General features: G+C 42.0%; 33 protein-coding genes and 1 pseudogene. All 34 read right to left on the bottom strand.

The annotated features are described in order from the left end of the window. Positions 1 to 7 precede the first annotated feature (7 nt). Positions 8 to 373, bottom strand: coding sequence for a 30S ribosomal protein S13 (gene rpsM / locus MKX38_RS00855; protein WP_003235095.1), 366 nt, complete (start codon positions 371 to 373; stop codon positions 8 to 10). A gap of 22 nt (positions 374 to 395) precedes the next feature. Continuing rightward, a complete protein-coding gene (rpmJ, locus tag MKX38_RS00850) occupies positions 396 to 509 on the bottom strand; it encodes a 50S ribosomal protein L36 (protein WP_003156543.1) in 114 nt (37 codons plus the stop codon). 33 nt (positions 510 to 542) lie between these two features. Beyond that, positions 543 to 761, bottom strand: coding sequence for a translation initiation factor IF-1 (gene infA / locus MKX38_RS00845; RefSeq protein WP_003156508.1), 219 nt, complete (start codon positions 759 to 761; stop codon positions 543 to 545). Further along, a pseudogene (locus MKX38_RS00840) lies at positions 739 to 1,064 on the bottom strand (RNA-binding protein). Before MKX38_RS00840 ends, infA begins: the two are co-directional and overlap by 23 nt. 25 nt (positions 1,065 to 1,089) lie before the next feature. Continuing rightward, a complete protein-coding gene (gene map, locus MKX38_RS00835) occupies positions 1,090 to 1,836 on the bottom strand; it encodes a type I methionyl aminopeptidase (protein ID WP_003225828.1) in 747 nt (248 codons plus the stop codon). Further along, positions 1,833 to 2,486: an adenylate kinase gene (locus tag MKX38_RS00830; RefSeq protein WP_004399686.1), complete on the bottom strand. Its 654-nt coding sequence runs from the start codon at positions 2,484 to 2,486 to the stop codon at positions 1,833 to 1,835. The genes map and MKX38_RS00830 overlap by 4 nt, the downstream gene beginning before the upstream one ends. 54 nt (positions 2,487 to 2,540) lie before the next feature. Further along, positions 2,541 to 3,836, bottom strand: a complete 1,296-nt coding sequence (secY, locus tag MKX38_RS00825) for a preprotein translocase subunit SecY (RefSeq protein ID WP_004399662.1) — start codon at positions 3,834 to 3,836, stop codon at positions 2,541 to 2,543. Position 3,837: 1 nt separating this feature from the next. Further along, positions 3,838 to 4,278, bottom strand: coding sequence for a 50S ribosomal protein L15 (gene rplO / locus MKX38_RS00820; RefSeq protein ID WP_003225819.1), 441 nt, complete (start codon positions 4,276 to 4,278; stop codon positions 3,838 to 3,840). A gap of 30 nt (positions 4,279 to 4,308) precedes the next feature. Beyond that, positions 4,309 to 4,488, bottom strand: a complete 180-nt coding sequence (rpmD, locus tag MKX38_RS00815; protein ID WP_003156497.1) for a 50S ribosomal protein L30 — start codon at positions 4,486 to 4,488, stop codon at positions 4,309 to 4,311. A gap of 13 nt (positions 4,489 to 4,501) precedes the next feature. Continuing rightward, positions 4,502 to 5,002, bottom strand: coding sequence for a 30S ribosomal protein S5 (gene rpsE / locus MKX38_RS00810; RefSeq protein ID WP_003328273.1), 501 nt, complete (start codon positions 5,000 to 5,002; stop codon positions 4,502 to 4,504). A 24-nt stretch (positions 5,003 to 5,026) separates the two neighbouring features. Beyond that, the gene (gene rplR / locus MKX38_RS00805) at positions 5,027 to 5,389 is read right to left on the bottom strand and encodes a 50S ribosomal protein L18 (protein WP_003225816.1); all 363 of its coding nucleotides are present in this window, start codon (positions 5,387 to 5,389) and stop codon (positions 5,027 to 5,029) included. 32 nt (positions 5,390 to 5,421) lie between these two features. Further along, a complete protein-coding gene (gene rplF / locus MKX38_RS00800; protein WP_004399690.1) occupies positions 5,422 to 5,961 on the bottom strand; it encodes a 50S ribosomal protein L6 in 540 nt (179 codons plus the stop codon). 29 nt (positions 5,962 to 5,990) lie between these two features. Next, entirely contained in the window at positions 5,991 to 6,389 is a 399-nt protein-coding gene (rpsH, locus tag MKX38_RS00795) for a 30S ribosomal protein S8 (protein WP_003241998.1), read from the bottom strand. 31 nt (positions 6,390 to 6,420) lie between these two features. Beyond that, entirely contained in the window at positions 6,421 to 6,606 is a 186-nt protein-coding gene (gene rpsN / locus MKX38_RS00790) for a 30S ribosomal protein S14 (protein ID WP_003156488.1), read from the bottom strand. Positions 6,607 to 6,628: 22 nt separating this feature from the next. Continuing rightward, positions 6,629 to 7,168, bottom strand: a complete 540-nt coding sequence (gene rplE, locus MKX38_RS00785) for a 50S ribosomal protein L5 (protein ID WP_003225809.1) — start codon at positions 7,166 to 7,168, stop codon at positions 6,629 to 6,631. 26 nt (positions 7,169 to 7,194) lie between these two features. Beyond that, positions 7,195 to 7,506 (bottom strand): 50S ribosomal protein L24, encoded by a 312-nt coding sequence (gene rplX / locus MKX38_RS00780; RefSeq protein ID WP_003156486.1) that lies wholly within the window; start codon positions 7,504 to 7,506, stop codon positions 7,195 to 7,197. Positions 7,507 to 7,542: 36 nt separating this feature from the next. Beyond that, positions 7,543 to 7,911, bottom strand: coding sequence for a 50S ribosomal protein L14 (gene rplN, locus MKX38_RS00775; protein WP_003225805.1), 369 nt, complete (start codon positions 7,909 to 7,911; stop codon positions 7,543 to 7,545). A 40-nt stretch (positions 7,912 to 7,951) separates the two neighbouring features. Further along, positions 7,952 to 8,215 carry a 30S ribosomal protein S17 gene (rpsQ, locus tag MKX38_RS00770; RefSeq protein ID WP_003225804.1) on the bottom strand — a complete coding sequence of 88 codons (264 nt, stop codon included), beginning with the start codon at positions 8,213 to 8,215 and terminating at the stop codon, positions 7,952 to 7,954. A gap of 22 nt (positions 8,216 to 8,237) precedes the next feature. After that, the gene (gene rpmC, locus MKX38_RS00765; protein ID WP_003156482.1) at positions 8,238 to 8,438 is read right to left on the bottom strand and encodes a 50S ribosomal protein L29; all 201 of its coding nucleotides are present in this window, start codon (positions 8,436 to 8,438) and stop codon (positions 8,238 to 8,240) included. Beyond that, on the bottom strand, positions 8,428 to 8,862 hold the full coding sequence (gene rplP / locus MKX38_RS00760) for a 50S ribosomal protein L16 (RefSeq protein ID WP_003225801.1): 435 nt from the start codon (positions 8,860 to 8,862) through the stop codon (positions 8,428 to 8,430). Before rplP ends, rpmC begins: the two co-directional genes overlap by 11 nt. A 1-nt stretch (position 8,863) precedes the next feature. Then, on the bottom strand, positions 8,864 to 9,520 hold the full coding sequence (gene rpsC / locus MKX38_RS00755; protein WP_003242001.1) for a 30S ribosomal protein S3: 657 nt from the start codon (positions 9,518 to 9,520) through the stop codon (positions 8,864 to 8,866). A 3-nt stretch (positions 9,521 to 9,523) separates the two neighbouring features. Next, positions 9,524 to 9,865: a 50S ribosomal protein L22 gene (gene rplV / locus MKX38_RS00750; RefSeq protein WP_003156475.1), complete on the bottom strand. Its 342-nt coding sequence runs from the start codon at positions 9,863 to 9,865 to the stop codon at positions 9,524 to 9,526. Positions 9,866 to 9,881: 16 nt separating this feature from the next. Next, positions 9,882 to 10,160, bottom strand: coding sequence for a 30S ribosomal protein S19 (rpsS, locus tag MKX38_RS00745; RefSeq protein ID WP_003156472.1), 279 nt, complete (start codon positions 10,158 to 10,160; stop codon positions 9,882 to 9,884). Between the two features lie 57 nt (positions 10,161 to 10,217). Continuing rightward, complete coding sequence (rplB, locus tag MKX38_RS00740) at positions 10,218 to 11,051, bottom strand: 50S ribosomal protein L2 (protein ID WP_003225795.1); 834 nt, start codon at positions 11,049 to 11,051, stop codon at positions 10,218 to 10,220. A 31-nt stretch (positions 11,052 to 11,082) separates the two neighbouring features. Further along, entirely contained in the window at positions 11,083 to 11,370 is a 288-nt protein-coding gene (gene rplW, locus MKX38_RS00735) for a 50S ribosomal protein L23 (protein ID WP_003156467.1), read from the bottom strand. Continuing rightward, a complete protein-coding gene (gene rplD / locus MKX38_RS00730) occupies positions 11,370 to 11,993 on the bottom strand; it encodes a 50S ribosomal protein L4 (RefSeq protein WP_003225792.1) in 624 nt (207 codons plus the stop codon). Before rplD ends, rplW begins: the two co-directional genes overlap by 1 nt. 27 nt (positions 11,994 to 12,020) lie before the next feature. After that, complete coding sequence (gene rplC / locus MKX38_RS00725; RefSeq protein WP_004399671.1) at positions 12,021 to 12,650, bottom strand: 50S ribosomal protein L3; 630 nt, start codon at positions 12,648 to 12,650, stop codon at positions 12,021 to 12,023. 39 nt (positions 12,651 to 12,689) lie between these two features. After that, entirely contained in the window at positions 12,690 to 12,998 is a 309-nt protein-coding gene (gene rpsJ, locus MKX38_RS00720; RefSeq protein ID WP_003156464.1) for a 30S ribosomal protein S10, read from the bottom strand. A 236-nt stretch (positions 12,999 to 13,234) separates the two neighbouring features. After that, positions 13,235 to 14,191 (bottom strand): alpha/beta hydrolase, encoded by a 957-nt coding sequence (locus MKX38_RS00715; RefSeq protein ID WP_339188306.1) that lies wholly within the window; start codon positions 14,189 to 14,191, stop codon positions 13,235 to 13,237. 98 nt (positions 14,192 to 14,289) lie between these two features. Further along, positions 14,290 to 15,480: an elongation factor Tu gene (gene tuf, locus MKX38_RS00710; protein WP_003235058.1), complete on the bottom strand. Its 1,191-nt coding sequence runs from the start codon at positions 15,478 to 15,480 to the stop codon at positions 14,290 to 14,292. Between the two features lie 119 nt (positions 15,481 to 15,599). Beyond that, positions 15,600 to 17,678, bottom strand: a complete 2,079-nt coding sequence (fusA, locus tag MKX38_RS00705; protein WP_003235056.1) for an elongation factor G — start codon at positions 17,676 to 17,678, stop codon at positions 15,600 to 15,602. A 53-nt stretch (positions 17,679 to 17,731) separates the two neighbouring features. Next, complete coding sequence (gene rpsG, locus MKX38_RS00700) at positions 17,732 to 18,202, bottom strand: 30S ribosomal protein S7 (protein ID WP_003225784.1); 471 nt, start codon at positions 18,200 to 18,202, stop codon at positions 17,732 to 17,734. Positions 18,203 to 18,243: 41 nt separating this feature from the next. Beyond that, positions 18,244 to 18,660 (bottom strand): 30S ribosomal protein S12, encoded by a 417-nt coding sequence (gene rpsL / locus MKX38_RS00695; RefSeq protein ID WP_003225781.1) that lies wholly within the window; start codon positions 18,658 to 18,660, stop codon positions 18,244 to 18,246. Between the two features lie 113 nt (positions 18,661 to 18,773). Continuing rightward, positions 18,774 to 19,022, bottom strand: coding sequence for a 50S ribosomal protein L7ae-like protein (locus tag MKX38_RS00690; RefSeq protein WP_003225778.1), 249 nt, complete (start codon positions 19,020 to 19,022; stop codon positions 18,774 to 18,776). Positions 19,023 to 19,118 lie beyond the last annotated feature (96 nt).

Raw genomic sequence — 19,118 nt, 5'->3', positions numbered from 1 at the left:
CCCTTACTTATTTTTTCTTGTTAGCTACAGTACGACGCGGACCTTTACGAGTACGCGCGTTGTTTTTAGAGTTTTGTCCGCGAACAGGTAATCCTCTGCGATGACGGATTCCGCGGTAGCTTCCGATTTCGATCAGACGTTTGATATTAAGAGAAACTTCACGGCGAAGGTCACCTTCTACTTTCAGTTTGTCAATAATATCACGGATTTTACCAAGTTCTTCTTCAGTAAGATCGCGCACACGAGTATCTTCTGAAACTCCAGCTTCTTTTAAAACTTGCTGAGCCGTTGTGCGGCCAATTCCGAAGATGTATGTTAAAGAAATAACAACACGTTTGTCACGTGGGATATCTACACCAGCAATACGAGCCATTCTCTGGGCACCTCCTTATAAATTATCCTTGTTTTTGTTTATGCTTTGGATTTTCACAGATCACCATTACTTTTCCTTTTCTGCGAATAACTTTACATTTTTCGCAGATTGGTTTAACTGATGGTCTCACTTTCATGTGTTTCCAACCTCCTTCAGTTTCCGGAGTGCTTTATTTGTAACGGTACGTAATCCTGCCACGAGTTAAGTCATATGGAGATAATTCTACCGTAACTTTGTCTCCAGGTAAAATGCGAATGAAGTGCATGCGGATTTTACCAGATACATGAGCCAAAACAGTGTGGCCATTTTCAAGTTCAACTTTGAACATCGCGTTTGGCAGTGTTTCGACTATAGTACCTTCCACTTCAATTACATCGTCTTTCGCCATTCAAGTGTTCTCCCTTCTTCAAATCAGTAACTTGCTTTCTGACAAATTTCAAAAGAAGTTTGTCACACGCCCTGTTTCGTTTATACTGTTCTGAACTTCCGGAGATACGCAATCATAAAGGGTTAAATGATTGATATTCTTTTTCTTAGGAGAATGAAATGTACGCTTTTCTCCGTCTGCTGTTAGTACATTGATGATGGTTAAAATTCCAACGACAAGCAGCAAGATGAATTCGGTCTTGCCAATGTTCACCCAAGCTTTCTGCCCTATCAAGCTTTCTGCCCTATCAAGCTTGAAAAACATCTGTCTTCGGAATTATTTTCATCATCTAGACTCTCGTCAGTATATCAAAACCCGTTTCCGTAATCGCAATCGTATGTTCAAAATGAGCACACTTTTTCCCATCTACCGTTACAACCGTCCAGTTATCAGCCAATGTTTTCACGTAGCGGCTGCCAGCGTTCACCATAGGTTCAATAGCGAGAACCATGCCAGGTTTAAGCCGTGGTCCTTTGTTGGGCGGACCGTAATGAGGAATTTGCGGGTCCTCATGCAAGTCTTGACCAACACCATGTCCGACATACTCCCTAACAACTGAAAACTGCTCATTTTCGACATACGTTTGTATTGCGTGGGAAATATTCGACAAACGTTCACCTGGTTTTGCTTCCTGCAAGCCTTTATATAAAGACTCCTCTGTCACTTCCAGAAGTTTTTTGTCATCATCGCTGATGTTTCCTACCGGATATGTCCATGCAGAGTCACCATGATAACCATTTAATTTAGCACCGATATCAATACTGATGATGTCACCGTCCTTCAGCACCCTGCTGCCAGGTATGCCGTGAACGAGTTCTTCATTAACTGATACGCAAATGCTCCCGCGAAACCCATTATACCCCTTAAAAGATGGGATTGCACCCTGCTTCTTAATAAAACGTTCGGCAATTTGATCCAATTCTTTTGTCGAGATTCCTGGTTTAATGTGCTTTTTTAACTCTTCATGAGTTAAAGCCACGATTCGCCCTGCTTCCCGCATGATACCAAGTTCACGTGGGGTTTTACAGATAATCATTTTTTTAATCCTCCAAGAAGATCCTTCACATCTGCATAAACGTCTTGAATGTCCTGCTGGCCATTCACGTTTGCAAGATAACCTTTCTCTGAATAGAAATCGAGTAAAGGCTGAGTTTGCTTCATGTTTACCTCAAGCCGTTTAGAGACTGTTTCCTCATTATCATCTGCCCGTTGATAGAGTTCGCCTCCGTCTTTATCACAAATACCCGGCGTTTTCGGCGGATTAAAGACTAAATGATAGGTTGTGCCGCAAACACTGCAAATTCTGCGTCCAGTCAGACGTTCCATCAGAACATCTTTGTCGACTTCAATGTTAATGACATAATCAATCGGCTTGCCGTATTCCTCAAGAATTTCTTCAAGAGCTTCGGCTTGAGCGACTGTTCGCGGAAATCCGTCCAGAAGAAAACCTCTTTCACAATCATCTTTGCCAAGTCTCTCTTTTACAATTCCGATTGTGACTTCGTCAGGTACGAGCTCTCCCTTATCAATATAAGATTTTGCTTCGAGTCCGAGTGGTGTTTCTTCTTTCATAGCAGCACGGAACATATCTCCTGTTGAGATATGAGGAATCCCATAATCCTCAACAATTCGTTCGCCCTGTGTGCCTTTACCGGCACCAGGAAGCCCCATTAAGACTAAGTTCATTCGGATTTCCCCCGTCCTCTCTTTATTAAGAGGGAATGGATAAATCCATTTCCTCTAGTTTTTCATAAATCCACGGTAGTTTCGTTTCACCAACTGGCTTTCTAGTTGTTTCATTGTCTCCAAGGCTACCCCGACAACAATTAACAAAGATGTTCCGCCAATTTGTGCACTTTGAGGCAATCCAGCGAATTGAATGAAAAAGATAGGAAGAATGGAAATCACGGCTAAGAATATAGAACCCACAAACGTAAGTCGATACAAAATGCTCGTAATTCTATCTTGAGTCATTTTCCCTGGACGAACCCCCGGGATATAGCCACCCTGTTTTTTAAGGTTATCAGCCATTTGTTCAGGGTTTACCTGTACAAAAGCATAAAAGTACGTAAAGGCAATAATCAACGCAACATATATCGCCATACCCACCGGATGCGTATTATCAAAGTTGTTTTGAATCCACTTTGTCACATCGTTTGTTCCAAAGAATGACGCGATCGTCCGCGGCGTTATCAAAAACGCAACCGCAAAGATTACCGGAATAACCCCTGCAGGATTCACTTTCAATGGAAGGTGTGTAGACTGACCTCCGCCAGCAGGTGAACGACCTGTGCCTTTAGCATATTGAATCGCAATTTTCCGTACGGCTTGCTGAATGAAAATAACTCCAACAATAACTGCTAAAATCGCAATCACAAGAAGTGCGACTTTCACAATATGAATAAACAACTGATCGTTGCTGCCGACAAATTGAGTCTCATATATTTGCCCAATTGTTTTTGGAATACTAGACACAATCCCCGCGAAGATAATGATCGATATTCCGTTGCCTACTCCATGAGAAGTAATTTGTTCCCCAAGCCACATTAAAAAGGCAGTTCCGCCAGTGAGCACTAAAGCAATGATAAGATATGTCGATACACCGGATTTTTCGATCAGCATACCGTTTGCCAGATTGTTGAATCCATATGACATACCTAATGCTTGGATGAAACCAAGCACAATCGTAAAGTACCTTGTGAACTGAGCTAATTTACGGCGGCCAACTTCACCTTGCTTAGACCACTCGGTAAACTTCGGTACCACATCCATCTGAAGCAGCTGAATGATGATCGAAGCCGTGATATAAGGAGTAATTCCCATTGCGAAAATGGAAAATTGGTAAAGCGCACCGCCGCCAAATGTATTAAGGAGATCAAAAACACCCATTTGAGACTGTGCCTGTAACGCTTCAGCGTTAACGTAAGGCACAGGAATAAACGCACCTATGCGAAAGACGATAAGCATGAGTAAAGTGAATATGATTTTATTCCTGATATCACTCACACGCATAAAGTTGGAGATTGTTTTAAACAAGTTAGATCACCTCAGCTGTACCGCCAGCAGCTTCAACAGCTTCTTTCGCAGAAGCAGAGAATTTATTGGCTTTTACAGTTAATTTTTTCTCTAATTTACCGTTGCCAAGAATCTTTACTCCTGCATTAAGTTTGCTAATAACACCAGTCTCTAGAAGAAGTTCAGGAGTGACTTCCGTTCCTTCTGCAAAACCGTTCAATTTGTCTAGGTTGACTACAGCGTATTCCTTGCGGTTGATGTTAGTGAAACCGCGTTTAGGAAGACGTTGGAATAAAGGCATTTGTCCCCCCTCGAATCCAGGGCGTACACCGCCGCCAGAACGAGCGTTTTGACCTTTGTGACCTTTACCAGCTGTTTTACCGTTGCCAGAACCAATACCACGACCTACGCGATTACGCGTTTTGCGTGAACCTTCTGAAGGTTTTAATTCATGAAGTTTCATTAGGACACCTCCTTATCCGATCAAATATTTTTATTGTTCTTTAACAGAAACTAAATGAGATACTTTATTAATCATACCACGGATCGCAGCGTTGTCTTCATGAACAACAGTTTGGTTTGTTTTCTTTAAACCAAGTGTTCTTACAGTAACGCGTTGGTCTTCCGGGCGACCGATTACACTTCGTTTGAGGGTAATTTCTAATTTAGCCATTAATGTTCCCTCCTTATCCTAACAGTTCTTCTACAGATTTTCCACGAAGCTTCGCAACGTCTTCAGCACGTTTAAGTTCACTTAAACCTTGAAGTGTTGCACGAATCATGTTGATCGGTGTGTTAGAACCTAAAGACTTAGAAAGGATATCAGCTACACCAGCTAGCTCAAGTACCGCACGTACAGGGCCTCCAGCGATAACTCCAGTACCTTCAGAAGCAGGTTTTAACAAGATGTTACCTGCACCGAAACGTCCGATGATTTCGTGTGGAATTGTAGTTCCAACCATTGGTACTTCAATCAAATTCTTTTTCGCATCTTCAACAGCTTTGCGGATCGCTTCTGGTACTTCTTGTGCTTTACCAGTACCGAATCCTACGTGTCCGTTTTTGTCACCGACAACGACTAGAGCTGCGAAGCGGAAACGACGACCACCTTTAACAACTTTCGCTACGCGGTTAACCGTAACTAAGCGTTCTTCTAACTCTAATTTGCTTGGGTCAATACGACGCATAATCATGTGTCCCTCCTTCTTTTATTAAAATTTAAGTCCAGCTTCACGAGCGGCATCAGCCAAAGCTTTTACACGTCCATGGTATAAGTATCCGCCACGGTCAAATACTACGTCAGAAATGCCTTTTTCAGCAGCGCGTTTTGCAACTAATTCTCCAACTTTAGTAGCAGCAGAAGTATCTCCAGTGCTTTCAACGTTCAAGTCTTTATCGAGAGTAGATGCACTAGCAAGTGTTACACCATTTACATCATCGATGATTTGAGCGTAAATGTGCTTGTTAGAACGGAAAACGTTCAGGCGCGGTCTTTCAGCAGTACCGGAAAGTTTAGCGCGAACACGAGCGTGTCTTTTAAGACGAGCAGCATTTTTGCTAGTTTTCGTAATCATCTAGGTCACTCCTTTCTTCACTTTAAGCGATCTTACTTAGCAGATTTACCTTCTTTACGGCGAACAACTTCACCTTCGTAGCGGATTCCTTTACCTTTGTAAGGCTCTGGAGAACGTACAGCGCGGATGTTAGCAGCAATAGCTCCTACGCGTTCTTTGTCTGTACCTTTTACAACTACTTTTGTTTGAGAAGGAACTTCGATTTCGATGCCTTCTTCAGGAACGATCTCAACAGGATGAGAGTATCCAACGTTTAAAACAAGTTTATTTCCGGATTTAGAAGCACGGTAACCGACACCGACTAATTCCAAACCTCTTTCAAATCCTTTAGATACACCTTCAACCATGTTGCCAAGCAGACTGCGAGTCGTACCATGCAGGGCACGGTGCTCTTTTTGATCAGAAGGACGAGCGACTGTAAGCACATTGTCCTCTACTTTAATCTCCATATCAGGGTGAAACGTACGAGTTAATTCTCCTTTTGGTCCTTTCACAGCTACAGTGTTGTTATCATTTAACGTTACTGTAACATCAGAAGGAATCTCAAGTAGCTTCTTACCTACACGAGACATACCAAACACCTCCATTCATGTTAAACTTCTTACCAAACGTATGCTAGAACTTCTCCACCAGCTTGTTTTGCACGGGCTTCTTTGTCCGTTAAAACACCTTGTGATGTAGAAATAATCGCGATTCCAAGACCGTTAAGTACGCGAGGTACTTCATTAGATTTAGCATAAACACGCAAACCAGGCTTGCTGATTCTTTTAAGACCAGTGATAACGCGCTCGTTGTTTTGTCCGTATTTCAAGAAAACGCGGATGATACCTTGTTTGCTGTCTTCTACGAACTCAACGTCACGAATGAAACCTTCACGCTTTAAAATTTCAGCAATTTCTCTTTTCAATTTAGAAGCAGGAATTTCAAGCTTCTCATGACGTACCATGTTTGCATTGCGAATACGAGTTAGCATATCTGCAATTGGATCTGTCATAACCATTATATAATTACCTCCTTCCCTTTCTTGGGGATTACCAGCTGGCTTTTTTCACGCCAGGAATTTGTCCTTTATATGCAAGCTCACGGAAACAAATACGGCAAAGTTTAAATTTACGAATGACTGAATGCGGACGTCCGCAGCGTTCACAGCGTGTGTACTCTTGTACTTTAAACTTTGGTGTACGTTGTTGTTTCGCAATCATAGACTTTTTAGCCACGATTTCGCCTCCCTTTCATTGATTATTTCTGGAACGGCATACCTACTTGAGTTAATAGCTCACGAGCTTCTTCGTCAGTATTAGCAGTTGTTACGATAACGATGTCCATTCCGCGAACCTTTGTTACTTTATCGTAGTCAATTTCAGGGAAGATTAACTGTTCTTTGATACCAAGTGTGTAGTTACCGCGACCGTCGAAAGATTTTTTAGAAACCCCGCGGAAGTCACGTACACGCGGTAAAGATACAGAAATAAGTTTATCAAGGAAATCATACATGCGCTCTCCGCGAAGAGTTACTTTCGCACCGATAGGCATTCCCTCACGAAGACGGAATCCAGCAATTGATTTCTTCGCACGAGTAACGACAGGTTTTTGACCTGCGATAAACGTTAATTCTTCAACAGCACTGTCGATTGCTTTGGCGTTTTGAACAGCGTCACCAACACCCATGTTGATTACGATTTTTTCGATTTTAGGCACTTGCATGACTGAATCATAGTTGAACTTAGTCATTAAAGCAGGTGCAATTTCTTTATTGTACTTTTCTTTAAGGCGGTTCATGAGATAGACCTCCCTTCCTTTTAATACTATTTATCTAGAACTTGCCCAGATTTTTTTGCTACACGAACTTTTTTGCCATCTTCCACTTTGTATCCTACGCGAGTCACTTCACCTGTTTTAGGATCGAGCGGCATAACGTTTGATACATGAATTGGCGCCTCTTGATTAGAAATACCGCCTTGAGGGTTAGCTTGAGTTGGTTTAGAGTGTTTCTTTACCATGTTAACACCTTCAACTAAAACGCGGTCCTTTTTAGGGAAAGCAGCAAGGATTGTTCCTTGTTTGCCTTTATCTTTACCAGAGATAACCATAACTTTATCGCCTTTTTTTACATGCATCCTGATCGCACCTCCTTGAGTAAGGCATTTATTTCATTAGATAACTTCTGGAGCTAGAGAAACAATTTTCATAAAGTTGTTTTCACGCAATTCACGAGCAACTGGTCCGAAGATACGAGTTCCGCGTGGGCTCTTGTCGTCACGGATGATAACACATGCATTCTCATCGAAGCTGATGTATGAACCGTCACTTCTGCGCGCTCCGCTTTTAGTGCGAACGATAACAGCTTTTACGACTTCACCTTTTTTGACAACGCCTCCTGGTGTTGCTTGTTTAACCGTGCAAACAATTACATCACCAATGTTAGCTGTTTTACGTCCAGAACCACCAAGAACTTTAATAGTAAGTACTTCACGTGCGCCAGAGTTGTCAGCTACTTTTAAACGAGTCTCTTGTTGAATCATTATTTGTTACCTCCCTTCGGAAAAAGAATTCCGAACTTTATTAGATAATAACAGCTTCTTCGACAACTTCAACTAGACGGAAACGCTTAGTTGCAGACAATGGACGAGTTTCCATGATCTTAACGATGTCACCGATTTTAGCTTGATTATTTTCATCATGTGCTTTGAATTTTTTTGAGTATTTTACGCGTTTACCGTAAAGTGTATGTTTTTTGTATGTCTCAACAACAACAGTAATGGTTTTATCCATTTTGTCAGAAACAACACGGCCTTGGTAAACTTTGCGTTGGTTACGTTCGCTCATGCTCACGACCTCCCCTCAGTGATTATTTATTAGCAGCAATTTCTCTTTCACGAATCACAGTTTTCATGCGCGCGATAGCTTTGCGCACTTCACGAATGCGAGCAGTATTTTCAAGTTGTCCTGTCGCTAATTGAAAGCGAAGATTGAAAAGTTCTTCTTTAAGAGACTTTACTTTTTGTTCAATTTCAGCAGTGGTAAGGTCACGAATTTCATTAGCTTTCATTTGATTCACCACCAATTTCTTCACGTTTTACGAACTTCGTTTTAATTGGCAATTTGTGAGATGCAAGGCGAAGCGCTTCACGAGCAACCTCTTCAGACACACCAGAAATTTCAAATAAAACTTTGCCCGGTTTTACAACAGCTACCCAACCTTCTGGAGCCCCTTTACCGGATCCCATACGTACCTCAAGTGGTTTAGCAGTGTAAGGTTTAGAAGGGAAAATTTTGATCCAAACTTTACCGCCACGTTTCATGTAACGAGTCATCGCAATACGTGCAGCTTCGATTTGACGGTTAGTAATCCAAGAAGCTTCTAGAGCTTGGATACCGAATTCTCCGAAATGTACTTCAGTACCGCCTTTCGCACGGCCACGCATTTTTCCGCGATGCTCTCTGCGATATTTAACGCGTTTTGGTAATAACATATTATTTTCCTCCTTCCTCAGTTTTCTTCTTAGTAGGAAGAACCTCTCCACGATAGATCCAGACTTTTACACCAAGCTTACCGTAAGTAGTATCAGCTTCAGATGTTGCATAGTCAATGTCCGCACGTAATGTGTGCAATGGAACAGTTCCTTCACTGTAGTATTCAGAACGAGCGATATCTGCACCGCCAAGACGACCAGAAACCATTGTTTTCACACCTTGTGCTCCAGCACGCATAGTACGTTGGATTTGTTGTTTCTGCGCACGGCGGAAAGAAACACGGTTTTCTAATTGACGAGCGATGTTGTCAGCAACTAGCTGTGCATCAAGATCTGCTCTTTTGATTTCAAGAATGTTAATGTGTACACGCTTGCCAGTAAGGCTGTTAAGGGCTTTGCGAAGTGCTTCGACTTCAGAACCGCCTTTACCGATAACCATACCAGGCTTAGCTGTGTGGATCGTAATGTTAACGCGGTTTGCTGCACGCTCGATTTCTACTTTAGAAACAGAAGCGTCAGAAAGGCGTTTGCTAATGTATTCACGAATTTTTAAATCTTCGTGCAGGAAGTCAGCGTAATCTTTACCAGCGTACCACTTAGATTCCCAATCACGAATGACTCCGATACGAAGACCGACTGGATTTACCTTTTGACCCACTACTTATCCCTCCTTCTTTTCTGATACAACGATTGTAATGTGGCTCGTACGTTTGTTGATTTGGCTCGCACGTCCCATAGCACGTGGGCGGAATCTTTTTAACGTAGGGCCTTCGTCAACGAATGCTTGAGAAATAACCAGGTTGTTAGCGTCCATTTCATAGTTATGCTCAGCATTTGCAATAGCGGATTTTAATACTTTCTCGATAATTGGAGAAGCAGCTCTTGGTGTAAGGTTCAAGATTGATACTGCCTCACCTACTTGCTTACCTCGAATCAGGTCCATTACTAGACGTGCTTTACGAGGAGCAATACGGACTGTTCTTGCAACAGCTTTAGCTTGCATTTAAAAGCCTCCTCTCTTAGCGTCTTGTTTTTTTGTCATCACTAGCATGACCTTTGTACGTACGAGTTGGAGCGAATTCACCCAACTTGTGCCCTACCATATCTTCAGAGATGAATACAGGCACGTGTTTACGTCCGTCATAGACTGCGATTGTGTGACCAATAAACTGTGGGAAAATAGTAGAACGACGAGACCAAGTTTTTACGACTTGTTTCTTGTCTGTTTCATTTAATTTCTCGATTTTAGTCATCAAGTGTCCATCGACAAATGGTCCTTTTTTTAAGCTGCGAGCCATTTTGGAACCTCCCTTCGTGATTGCACTACGGTCCGAAAAGAACCGTAGACAACCCCGTTATTTATTTTTACGACGACGTACGATAAATTTATCGGATTTGTTCTTTTTCTTACGAGTCTTGAATCCAAGAGTTGGTTTGCCCCATGGAGACATTGGTGATTTACGTCCGATTGGCGCACGTCCTTCACCACCACCGTGTGGGTGATCGTTAGGGTTCATTACAGAACCACGAACTGTAGGACGGATGCCTTTCCAGCGAGAACGTCCAGCTTTACCAATGTTGATAAGTTCGTGCTGTTCGTTACCTACTTGACCGATAGAAGCACGGCAAGCAGAAAGGATCATGCGAACTTCACCAGAGTTAAGACGTACAAGAACGTATTTACCTTCTTTACCAAGAACCTGAGCAGATGTACCAGCTGAACGTACAAGCTGTCCGCCTTTACCAGGTTTTAATTCAATGTTATGCACAACTGTACCAACAGGGATGTTGATAAGTGGTAGTGCATTACCTACTTTAATGTCAGCTTCAGGACCTGACATGATTTCAGTACCTACTTGAATTCCTTTAGGAGCAAGAATGTAACGTTTTTCTCCGTCTGCATAGTTGATTAGAGCGATGTTAGCTGAACGGTTTGGATCGTATTCAACTGTAGCAACGCGTCCAGGTATACCATCTTTATCGCGTTTGAAGTCGATAACACGGTATTGGCGTTTATGTCCGCCACCTTGGTGACGTACAGTCAATTTACCTTGGTTGTTACGTCCGCCTTTTTTGTGAAGGGGAGCAAGCAAGGATTTTTCCGGCTTGTCAGTCGTGATTTCAGCAAAATCTGAAGTTGTCATGCCACGACGTCCATTAGAGGTCGGTTTATACTTTTTAATCGCCATTTTGAATTTCCCTCCTTCTTTTTACAGATAATTAAGCTTCAAAAATTTCGATTTCTTTGCTGTCTGCAGTAAGTTTTACGATCGCTTTTCTGCGACGGCTAGTCATACCAGTGTAGCGTCCAACACGTTTTGATTTGCCTTTGTAGTTCATGATGTTGACTTTGTCAACTTTCACTCCAAAGATGCTTTCAACCGCGTCTTTCACTTCTGTTTTGTTAGCTCTTACATCAACTTCAAAAGTATATTTCTTTTCAGTCATTAAATCAGCAGAACGTTCAGTAATGACGGGGCGCTTTAGAACATCACGAGGATCTTTCATTATGCAAGCACCTCCTCTACTTTTTCAACCGCTGCTTTTGTAATCAGAAGCTTCTCGTGGTTGACAACGTCTAAAACGTTGATTCCGTTAGCTTCAACAACAGTAACTCCAGGAATGTTACGAGCAGATAAAGCTACTGCTTCGTTTGCATCCGCAGTTACGATTAAAGCTTTTTTCTCAACAGATAACCCTTTAAGGATAGCGGCCATTTCTTTTGTTTTAGCCGTATCAAGAGTAAGATCTTCAAGAACGATGATGTTGTTGTCGTTCACTTTAGAAGACAATACTGATTTGATTGCCAAGCGGCGAACTTTTTTAGGTAATTTATAAGAATAGCTGCGTGGTGTTGGGCCGAATACGACACCACCTCCGCGCCATTGCGGTGAACGGATTGAACCTTGACGGGCACGTCCAGTACCTTTTTGACGCCATGGTTTACGACCTCCGCCGCGTACTTCAGAACGATTTTTTACTTTGTGAGTTCCTTGACGTAAGGAAGCTCTTTGCATAAGAATAGCGTCGAATACAACACTCTCATTTGGTTCGATACCAAATACAGAAGCGTTTAATTCGATGTCACCAGCAGTAGAACCGTTTTGGTTGTATAATGCTACTTTTGGCATAATCAATTTCCTCCTTTCCTAAGAGAATTATTTAGATTTAACAGCACTTTTAACAGTGATTAAAGATTTCTTCGCACCAGGTACGTTACCTTTGATCAAAAGAAGATTGCGTTCTGCATCAACTTTTACGATTTCAAGGTTTTGAACAGTGATTTGCTCTCCGCCCATACGTCCAGGTAATAATTTACCTTTGAATACACGGTTAGGATCTACAGGTCCCATTGAACCAGGACGACGGTGGTAGCGTGAACCGTGAGACATAGGTCCGCGAGATTGTCCGTGGCGCTTGATCGCACCTTGGAAACCTTTACCTTTAGATACTCCTGTTACATCTACGATTTCTCCAGCAGAGAAAATTTCAACCTTGACTTCCTGACCAACTTCATACGCATCCATTTCCACTCCGCGTAATTCTTTAACGAAGCGCTTAGGAGCAGTTTCCGCTTTTGCAACGTGCCCTTTTTCAGGTTTGTTAGAAAGCTTTTCACGCTTGTCGTCAAAACCAAGCTGGATTGCTTCATAACCGTCGTTTTCAGCTGTTTTCTTTTGAAGAACAACGTTTGGAGCAGCCTCGATAACAGTTACCGGAATAAGATCACCATTCTCAGCGAATACTTGCGTCATACCAATTTTTCTTCCTAAGATTCCTTTGGTCATTCGTCACACCTCCTATTAAGATCATTCTATATTTTAGAATTAAAGTTTAATTTCGATATCGACACCAGATGGTAAGTCTAATCGCATAAGAGCATCAACAGTTTGTGGTGTTGGGTTCACAATGTCGATTAAACGTTTATGTGTACGCATTTCAAATTGCTCACGAGAATCTTTGTATTTGTGCACCGCACGAAGGATTGTGTAAACTGATTTTTCAGTTGGCAACGGAATCGGACCAGATACGCTGGCACCAGAACGTTTTGCCGTTTCAACAATCTTCTCTGCAGATTGATCAAGGATTCTATGATCATATGCTTTCAAACGAATACGAATTTTTTGTTTTGCCATTATTTTCCCTCCTTTTCGCCTACATCACGTTAGACAGTTCTCCGTGAGAAAAACCTGAACACCTTGCCATGGCAAAGCGGCCGGGTGTGTCAGCAACCTCTCACTTCATCGCAGTCAAAGACCAACATACACCATTATACAGAAAATAGGCGCATGTTGCAAGACTTATTTAAAATATGCATGGTTTGCACACTTTTTTTATTATACAGGGGTTTTTCTTATTTATCAAGGATCTATCATAAATGGTGTCGTGCATGCCGACTTAATGTGTTCGCGAATAATGACGGTTCCTCAATATGCGGGGTGTGAGCTGAGTTCTCAAATTGAAACCAGCGCTTTTCGGGTGCCTCAAGTTTATGATAATACTGTTTCGATATTTCAGCAGGAACAATTAAGTCATGTTTCCCTGAAATGAAAACACACGGTACTTTAATAGAAGGAACTGATGTAAAAGCATTAAACCGGTACAACTCATCAGTTAAATGTTTTTTACTGAAGCGCAATCCATTAAAGAAGCTGTGCATATTCCGCACTCCATACTCATTGCCAGTAAGCATTTGAAATATAACAGCTAGAGATTGACGATGACGACGAGTGAATCCTCCCCTGCTAAGCTCGACACAAAACCGATAGATAAGGTGCTGGATATCCTGCTTCCAAGGCGGAGCACCAATGAAACGTGTGAGGAAAGATAATAAGCTGGCTTTTTTTGATTCAGAAATTTCACGAATATGTTGATAAGCAGTTGATTCTTCATCGTGAGGGTTAACAACCTGGCTGATTCCATAATACGCGTAAAATAAATCAGGACACTGCTGCAGAACATGAAGCGCCAGTATTGACCCCCAAGAATGACCGGCTAGGTAAAGTTTTGATTTTGAAAAATGAGCTAAAAGCCATTGAGTGACTTGGATTGTATCTTTAATGAAGTGATTTATTGTCATAGAGTGATGCGGAATTCGCTTAGAATAAGAAAGCCCCGATCCTCTCTGATCCCAATGAACTACTGTAAAATACTGTTCCAGCTCTTTTTGATAATGTCTAACATATCCGATTTGCGGCGTTCCCGGCCCGCCATGTAAAAAAAGCAGCAATGGATTTTTCATGTCAACTCCATTAATCATCAGCATTTGCTTTGTATTTCCAATGCTTAGTTCTTTCATGATTGCGATTGATTTCTTTTCAGGAATCATAAATATTAACCCCTCGAATATGATAGATCCTATTATACAAGAAAAAGATAAGCAAACAAAAAACGAGACCCGTAGGGGTCTCGTTTAAAATCATACTATTACTCAGTGATTGTAGAAACAACGCCTGAACCAACAGTACGTCCGCCTTCACGAATAGAGAAACGAGTTCCTTCTTCGATAGCGATTGTAGAAATAAGTTCAACGTTCATTTCAGTGTTATCTCCAGGCATAACCATTTCTACGCCTTCTGGAAGATGGATGATACCAGTTACGTCAGTTGTACGGAAGTAGAACTGAGGACGGTAGTTAGAGAAGAATGGAGTATGACGTCCACCCTCTTCTTTAGAAAGAACGTAAACTTCAGCTTTGAATTTGCTGTGTGGAGTGATTGTACCTGGTTTAGCAAGTACTTGACCACGTTGGATTTCTTCACGAGATACACCGCGAAGAAGGGCACCAATGTTGTCACCAGCTTCAGCGTAATCAAGAAGCTTACGGAACATTTCAACACCTGTAACAGTTGTTTTCTTGTTCTCTTCTTGAAGACCGATGATTTCAACTTCGTCACCGACTTTAACTTGTCCGCGTTCTACACGGCCAGTAGCAACTGTACCACGACCAGTGATTGAGAATACGTCCTCAACTGGCATCATGAATGGTTTTTCAGTGTCGCGTTCTGGAGTTGGGATGTACTCATCAACCGCATCCATAAGTTCGAAGATTTTAGCTTCCCACTCAGCGTCTCCTTCAAGAGCTTTAAGAGCAGAACCTTTAACAACTGGTACATCATCACCAGGGAAGTCGTATTCGCTAAGAAGATCGCGAACTTCCATTTCAACTAGTTCAAGAAGCTCTTCGTCGTCTACCATGTCGCATTTGTTTAAGAATACAACGATGTATGGTACACCAACGTTTTTAGAAAGAAGGATGTGCTCACGAGTTTGTGGCATTGGGCCATCAGCAGCAGATACTACAAGGATAGCTCCGTCCATTTGCGCAGCACCAGTGATCATGTTTTTAACATAGTCAGCGTGTCCTGGGCAGTCAACGTGTGCATAGTGACGAGTTTCAGTTTCGTACTCAACGTGTGCAGTAGAGATTGTGATACCGCGCTCGCGTTCTTCTGGAGCACCATCAATTTGATCGTACGCCATAGCTGTACCTTTACCAGATTTCTTATGAAGTACTGTTGTGATAGCAGCAGTTAAAGTTGTTTTACCATGGTCAACGTGTCCAATTGTACCAATATTGGCATGTGATTTGGAACGGTCGAATTTTTCTTTAGCCATTCTAAAATCCTCCTTAAGAGCTTTTAATTAGTAATGTATAGAGTGATAGGAAGTGAAAGAAAGCTTTCACTTCCTCATCTTACAATAGTAGTTATACTTGAGTTAAGCGGCAAAATCAATTATTCGCCTTTATTTTTTTTGATAATTTCTTCTGCGACGCTCTTCGGCACTTCTTCGTAGTGATCCATGTGCATAGTGAACGTACCGCGACCTTGCGTATTAGAACGAAGTGCAGTAGCGTAACCGAACATTTCAGCAAGAGGAACCATAGCGCGAACAACTTGAGCGTTACCGCGTGCTTCCATACCTTCTACGCGTCCGCGACGTGAAGTAATATCACCCATGATATCTCCCATATATTCTTCTGGAATAACCACTTCTACTTTCATGATTGGTTCAAGAAGAACTGGGTTACATTTGCTGACTGCATTTTTCAATGCCATAGAAGCAGCAACTTTAAATGCCATTTCGTTTGAGTCAACATCATGGTAAGAACCGTCGAAAAGTTTAGCTTTAATGTCGATAAGCGGGAAGCCTGCTAGTACACCATTTTCAAGTGCATCTTCCAGACCTGCTTGAACAGCTGGGATGTATTCACGAGGAACAACCCCACCGACAATCGCGTTTTCAAATTCAAAGCCAGCGCCTTCTTCGTTTGGTTCGAATTCGATCCAAACGTGTCCGAACTGACCGCGTCCACCAGACTGACGTACGAATTTACCTTCAACTTTTGCACCGGTACGGAATGTTTCACGGTACGCAACTTGAGGAGCACCAACATTGGCTTCTACTTTAAATTCGCGTTTCATACGGTCAACAATGATATCAAGGTGAAGTTCACCCATACCAGAGATGATCGTTTGGCCAGTTTCTGGGTTTGTTTGAGTACGGAATGTAGGATCTTCTTCAGCAAGTTTCGCTAAAGCGATACCCATTTTATCTTGGTCAGCTTTTGATTTAGGCTCAATAGCAACGTCGATAACTGGTTCTGGGAATTCCATTGACTCAAGGATAACAAGATCCTTCTCATCACATAGAGTATCTCCAGTAGTTGTATCTTTTAGACCTACAGCAGCTGCGATATCCCCTGCGTATACAGTAGAGATTTCTTCACGGCTGTTAGCGTGCATTTGAAGAATACGTCCAACACGCTCACGTTTGCCTTTAGTAGAGTTTTTCACGTATGAACCAGAATCAAGTGTTCCAGAGTACACACGGAAGAACGTCAACTTACCAACGTAAGGGTCAGTCATAACTTTAAATGCTAATGCAGAGAATGGCTCTTCGTCAGAAGAATGACGCTCAATCTCTTCATTTGTATCAGGACGTGTACCTTTGATTGCAGCAACGTCAGTTGGTGCAGGAAGGTAGTCAAGAACAGCATCAAGTACTAGTTGAACACCTTTGTTTTTGAAGGCAGAACCAACAAGAACAGGGTAGAATTCAACATTTAATGTACCTTTACGAATTCCTGCTTTTAACTCGTCAATTGTGATTTCTTCACCCTCAAGGTACTTATCCATAAGCTCTTCATCAAGCTCACATACAGCTTCAATAAGGCTGTTGCGAAGCTCTTCAGCTTGCTCTTTGTACTCTTCAGGGATTTCTTTTGCATCAGAACGAGTTCCGAGGTCATCTTCGTAGAAATACGCAACGTTTTCTACAAGGTCAATGATACCTTCGAAGTTATCTTCAGCACCGATCGGCAATTGAATTGCATGAGCGTTTGCTTGAAGACGGTCTCTTAAAGTTCCTACAGAGTAAAGGAAGTCTGCACCGATTTTGTCCATTTTGTTAACAAAAACGATACGCGGTACTCCATAAGTTGTTGCCTGACGCCAAACAGTTTCTGTTTGAGGCTCAACGCCTGATTGCGCGTCAAGTACAGCAACAGCACCATCAAGTACACGAAGAGAACGTTCAACTTCAACTGTGAAGTCTACGTGTCCTGGAGTATCGATGATGTTTACGCGGTATCCTTTCCACTGTGCAGTTGTCGCAGCGGAAGTGATTGTGATACCACGTTCTTGTTCCTGCTCCATCCAGTCCATTTGTGAAGCTCCTTCATGAGTTTCACCAATTTTGTGGATACGACCAGTATAGAACAAGATACGTTCTGTAGTAGTCGTTTTACCGGCATCGATGTGAGCCATGATACCGATATTACGAGTTTTTTCTAAGGAGAACTCTCTTGCCATTGGGTAATTTCTCCTTCCTTATTAGGAAATTGTGTTTTGTTAATCTATAAATCCTACCAGCGATAGTGAGCAAATGCTTTGTTTGCTTCAGCCATCTTATGAGTGTCTTCACGTTTCTTAACAGCAGCACCAGTGTTGTTAGCTGCGTCAAGGATTTCGTTAGCTAAACGCTCTTCCATCGTTTTTTCTCCACGAAGACGAGCGTAGTTAACTAACCAGCGAAGTCCAAGAGTCGTACGACGTTCAGGACGAACTTCTACAGGAACTTGGTAGTTCGCACCACCTACACGGCGTGCTTTTACTTCAAGTACAGGCATGATGTTTTTCAATGCTTGTTCGAAAACCTCCATTGCATCATTGCCAGTACGTTCTTTAATGATATCGAATGACTTGTATAGGATCGTTTGAGACTTACCTTTTTTACCATCGATCATCATTTTGTTGATTAAACGAGATACAAGCTTAGAGTTGTAAATCGGATCAGGTAAAACATCTCTTTTTGCTACAGGACCTTTACGTGGCATCTGAATATCCTCCCTTCATCAATTATGCGTATTTTCGTATATTATTTTGCTTTAGGTTTTTTCGTACCGTATTTAGAACGGCCTTGTGCACGGTTTTCAACTCCAGCAGTATCAAGCGCACCACGAACGATGTGGTAACGTACCCCTGGTAAGTCTTTTACACGTCCGCCGCGGATAAGTACAACACTGTGCTCTTGCAGGTTGTGACCGATACCAGGAATGTAAGCAGTAACCTCGATTCCGTTAGTCAAACGAACACGAGCATATTTACGAAGTGCTGAGTTCGGTTTTTTCGGTGTCATTGTACCAACACGAGTACATACCCCGCGTTTTTGTGGAGAAGATACGTTAGTGTGCTCTTTTTTAAAGCTGTTGTATCCTTTGTTAAGTGCAGGAGACTTTGAGTTTTCTACTTTACTCACGCGTCCTTTGCGAATTAGCTGATTAATTGTAGGCATGAATTTTTCCTCCCTTCATTACGTTTTATAACCCACATACCCAGGTGGTTCATCAAAAGGCAAAAAACAATGTCTTTACACAAGATGGAATCTTACGCAAAAACAAAAGTACGTTATAAAATAATGGCAACAGCGGCTGCTCCTACCTCAATTCCGCAGGCTTTGCCGAGCTTTTTCATGGATTCAACCATTGAGACAGAGATACCTTGATCTTCAGCAAGTGAAACAACACTTGACGTGAGTATCGGATCTGCGTCTTTTGCAACGACTACTTCCTTTACTGAACCTCGCTTTAGAGCTTTCACTGTTTGCTTCGTACCAATAATAATTGATTTGGCCTGTGATACTTTATCATAAGACATAAACATATCCTCCAAAGTAACAGGTTTATTTCGAGCACCTTGGTTATATTATCATTCTAGGAGACGAATGTCAACAAGGTATGACATTTTTTAGAT

The organism is Bacillus sp. FSL M8-0025, assembly GCF_037975475.1.
In the GTDB taxonomy this organism is placed as follows: domain Bacteria; phylum Bacillota; class Bacilli; order Bacillales; family Bacillaceae; genus Bacillus; species Bacillus subtilis.
This window is presented reverse-complemented; position numbering and strand designations above follow the sequence as displayed.

Bases quoted from the DNA above. Each gene is read 5' to 3' on its own strand.
- rpsM (WP_003235095.1), bottom strand. From the start codon at position 373: ATGGCTCGTATTGCTGGTGTAGATATCCCACGTGACAAACGTGTTGTT.
- rpmJ (WP_003156543.1), bottom strand. From the start codon at position 509: ATGAAAGTGAGACCATCAGTTAAACCAATCTGCGAAAAATGTAAAGTT.
- infA (WP_003156508.1), bottom strand. From the start codon at position 761: ATGGCGAAAGACGATGTAATTGAAGTGGAAGGTACTATAGTCGAAACA.
- map (WP_003225828.1), bottom strand. From the start codon at position 1,836: ATGATTATCTGTAAAACCCCACGTGAACTTGGTATCATGCGGGAAGCA.
- MKX38_RS00830 (WP_004399686.1), bottom strand. From the start codon at position 2,486: ATGAACTTAGTCTTAATGGGGCTTCCTGGTGCCGGTAAAGGCACACAG.
- rplO (WP_003225819.1), bottom strand. From the start codon at position 4,278: ATGAAACTTCATGAATTAAAACCTTCAGAAGGTTCACGCAAAACGCGT.
- rpmD (WP_003156497.1), bottom strand. From the start codon at position 4,488: ATGGCTAAATTAGAAATTACCCTCAAACGAAGTGTAATCGGTCGCCCG.
- rpsE (WP_003328273.1), bottom strand. From the start codon at position 5,002: ATGCGTCGTATTGACCCAAGCAAATTAGAGTTAGAAGAACGCTTAGTT.
- rplR (WP_003225816.1), bottom strand. From the start codon at position 5,389: ATGATTACGAAAACTAGCAAAAATGCTGCTCGTCTTAAAAGACACGCT.
- rplF (WP_004399690.1), bottom strand. From the start codon at position 5,961: ATGTCTCGTGTAGGTAAGAAGCTACTTGAGATTCCTTCTGATGTTACA.
- rpsH (WP_003241998.1), bottom strand. From the start codon at position 6,389: ATGGTTATGACAGATCCAATTGCAGATATGCTAACTCGTATTCGCAAT.
- rplE (WP_003225809.1), bottom strand. From the start codon at position 7,168: ATGAACCGCCTTAAAGAAAAGTACAATAAAGAAATTGCACCTGCTTTA.
- rplX (WP_003156486.1), bottom strand. From the start codon at position 7,506: ATGCATGTAAAAAAAGGCGATAAAGTTATGGTTATCTCTGGTAAAGAT.
- rplN (WP_003225805.1), bottom strand. From the start codon at position 7,911: ATGATTCAACAAGAGACTCGTTTAAAAGTAGCTGACAACTCTGGCGCA.
- rpsQ (WP_003225804.1), bottom strand. From the start codon at position 8,215: ATGAGCGAACGTAACCAACGCAAAGTTTACCAAGGCCGTGTTGTTTCT.
- rpmC (WP_003156482.1), bottom strand. From the start codon at position 8,438: ATGAAAGCTAATGAAATTCGTGACCTTACCACTGCTGAAATTGAACAA.
- rplP (WP_003225801.1), bottom strand. From the start codon at position 8,862: ATGTTATTACCAAAACGCGTTAAATATCGCAGAGAGCATCGCGGAAAA.
- rplV (WP_003156475.1), bottom strand. From the start codon at position 9,865: ATGCAAGCTAAAGCTGTTGCAAGAACAGTCCGTATTGCTCCTCGTAAA.
- rpsS (WP_003156472.1), bottom strand. From the start codon at position 10,160: ATGGCTCGCAGCTTAAAAAAAGGACCATTTGTCGATGGACACTTGATG.
- rplB (WP_003225795.1), bottom strand. From the start codon at position 11,051: ATGGCGATTAAAAAGTATAAACCGACCTCTAATGGACGTCGTGGCATG.
- rplW (WP_003156467.1), bottom strand. From the start codon at position 11,370: ATGAAAGATCCTCGTGATGTTCTAAAGCGCCCCGTCATTACTGAACGT.
- rplD (WP_003225792.1), bottom strand. From the start codon at position 11,993: ATGCCAAAAGTAGCATTATACAACCAAAACGGTTCTACTGCTGGTGAC.
- rplC (WP_004399671.1), bottom strand. From the start codon at position 12,650: ATGACCAAAGGAATCTTAGGAAGAAAAATTGGTATGACGCAAGTATTC.
- rpsJ (WP_003156464.1), bottom strand. From the start codon at position 12,998: ATGGCAAAACAAAAAATTCGTATTCGTTTGAAAGCATATGATCATAGA.
- MKX38_RS00715 (WP_339188306.1), bottom strand. From the start codon at position 14,191: ATGATTCCTGAAAAGAAATCAATCGCAATCATGAAAGAACTAAGCATT.
- tuf (WP_003235058.1), bottom strand. From the start codon at position 15,480: ATGGCTAAAGAAAAATTCGACCGTTCCAAATCACATGCCAATATTGGT.
- fusA (WP_003235056.1), bottom strand. From the start codon at position 17,678: ATGGCAAGAGAGTTCTCCTTAGAAAAAACTCGTAATATCGGTATCATG.
- rpsG (WP_003225784.1), bottom strand. From the start codon at position 18,202: ATGCCACGTAAAGGTCCTGTAGCAAAAAGAGATGTTTTACCTGATCCG.
- rpsL (WP_003225781.1), bottom strand. From the start codon at position 18,660: ATGCCTACAATTAATCAGCTAATTCGCAAAGGACGCGTGAGTAAAGTA.
- MKX38_RS00690 (WP_003225778.1), bottom strand. From the start codon at position 19,022: ATGTCTTATGATAAAGTATCACAGGCCAAATCAATTATTATTGGTACG.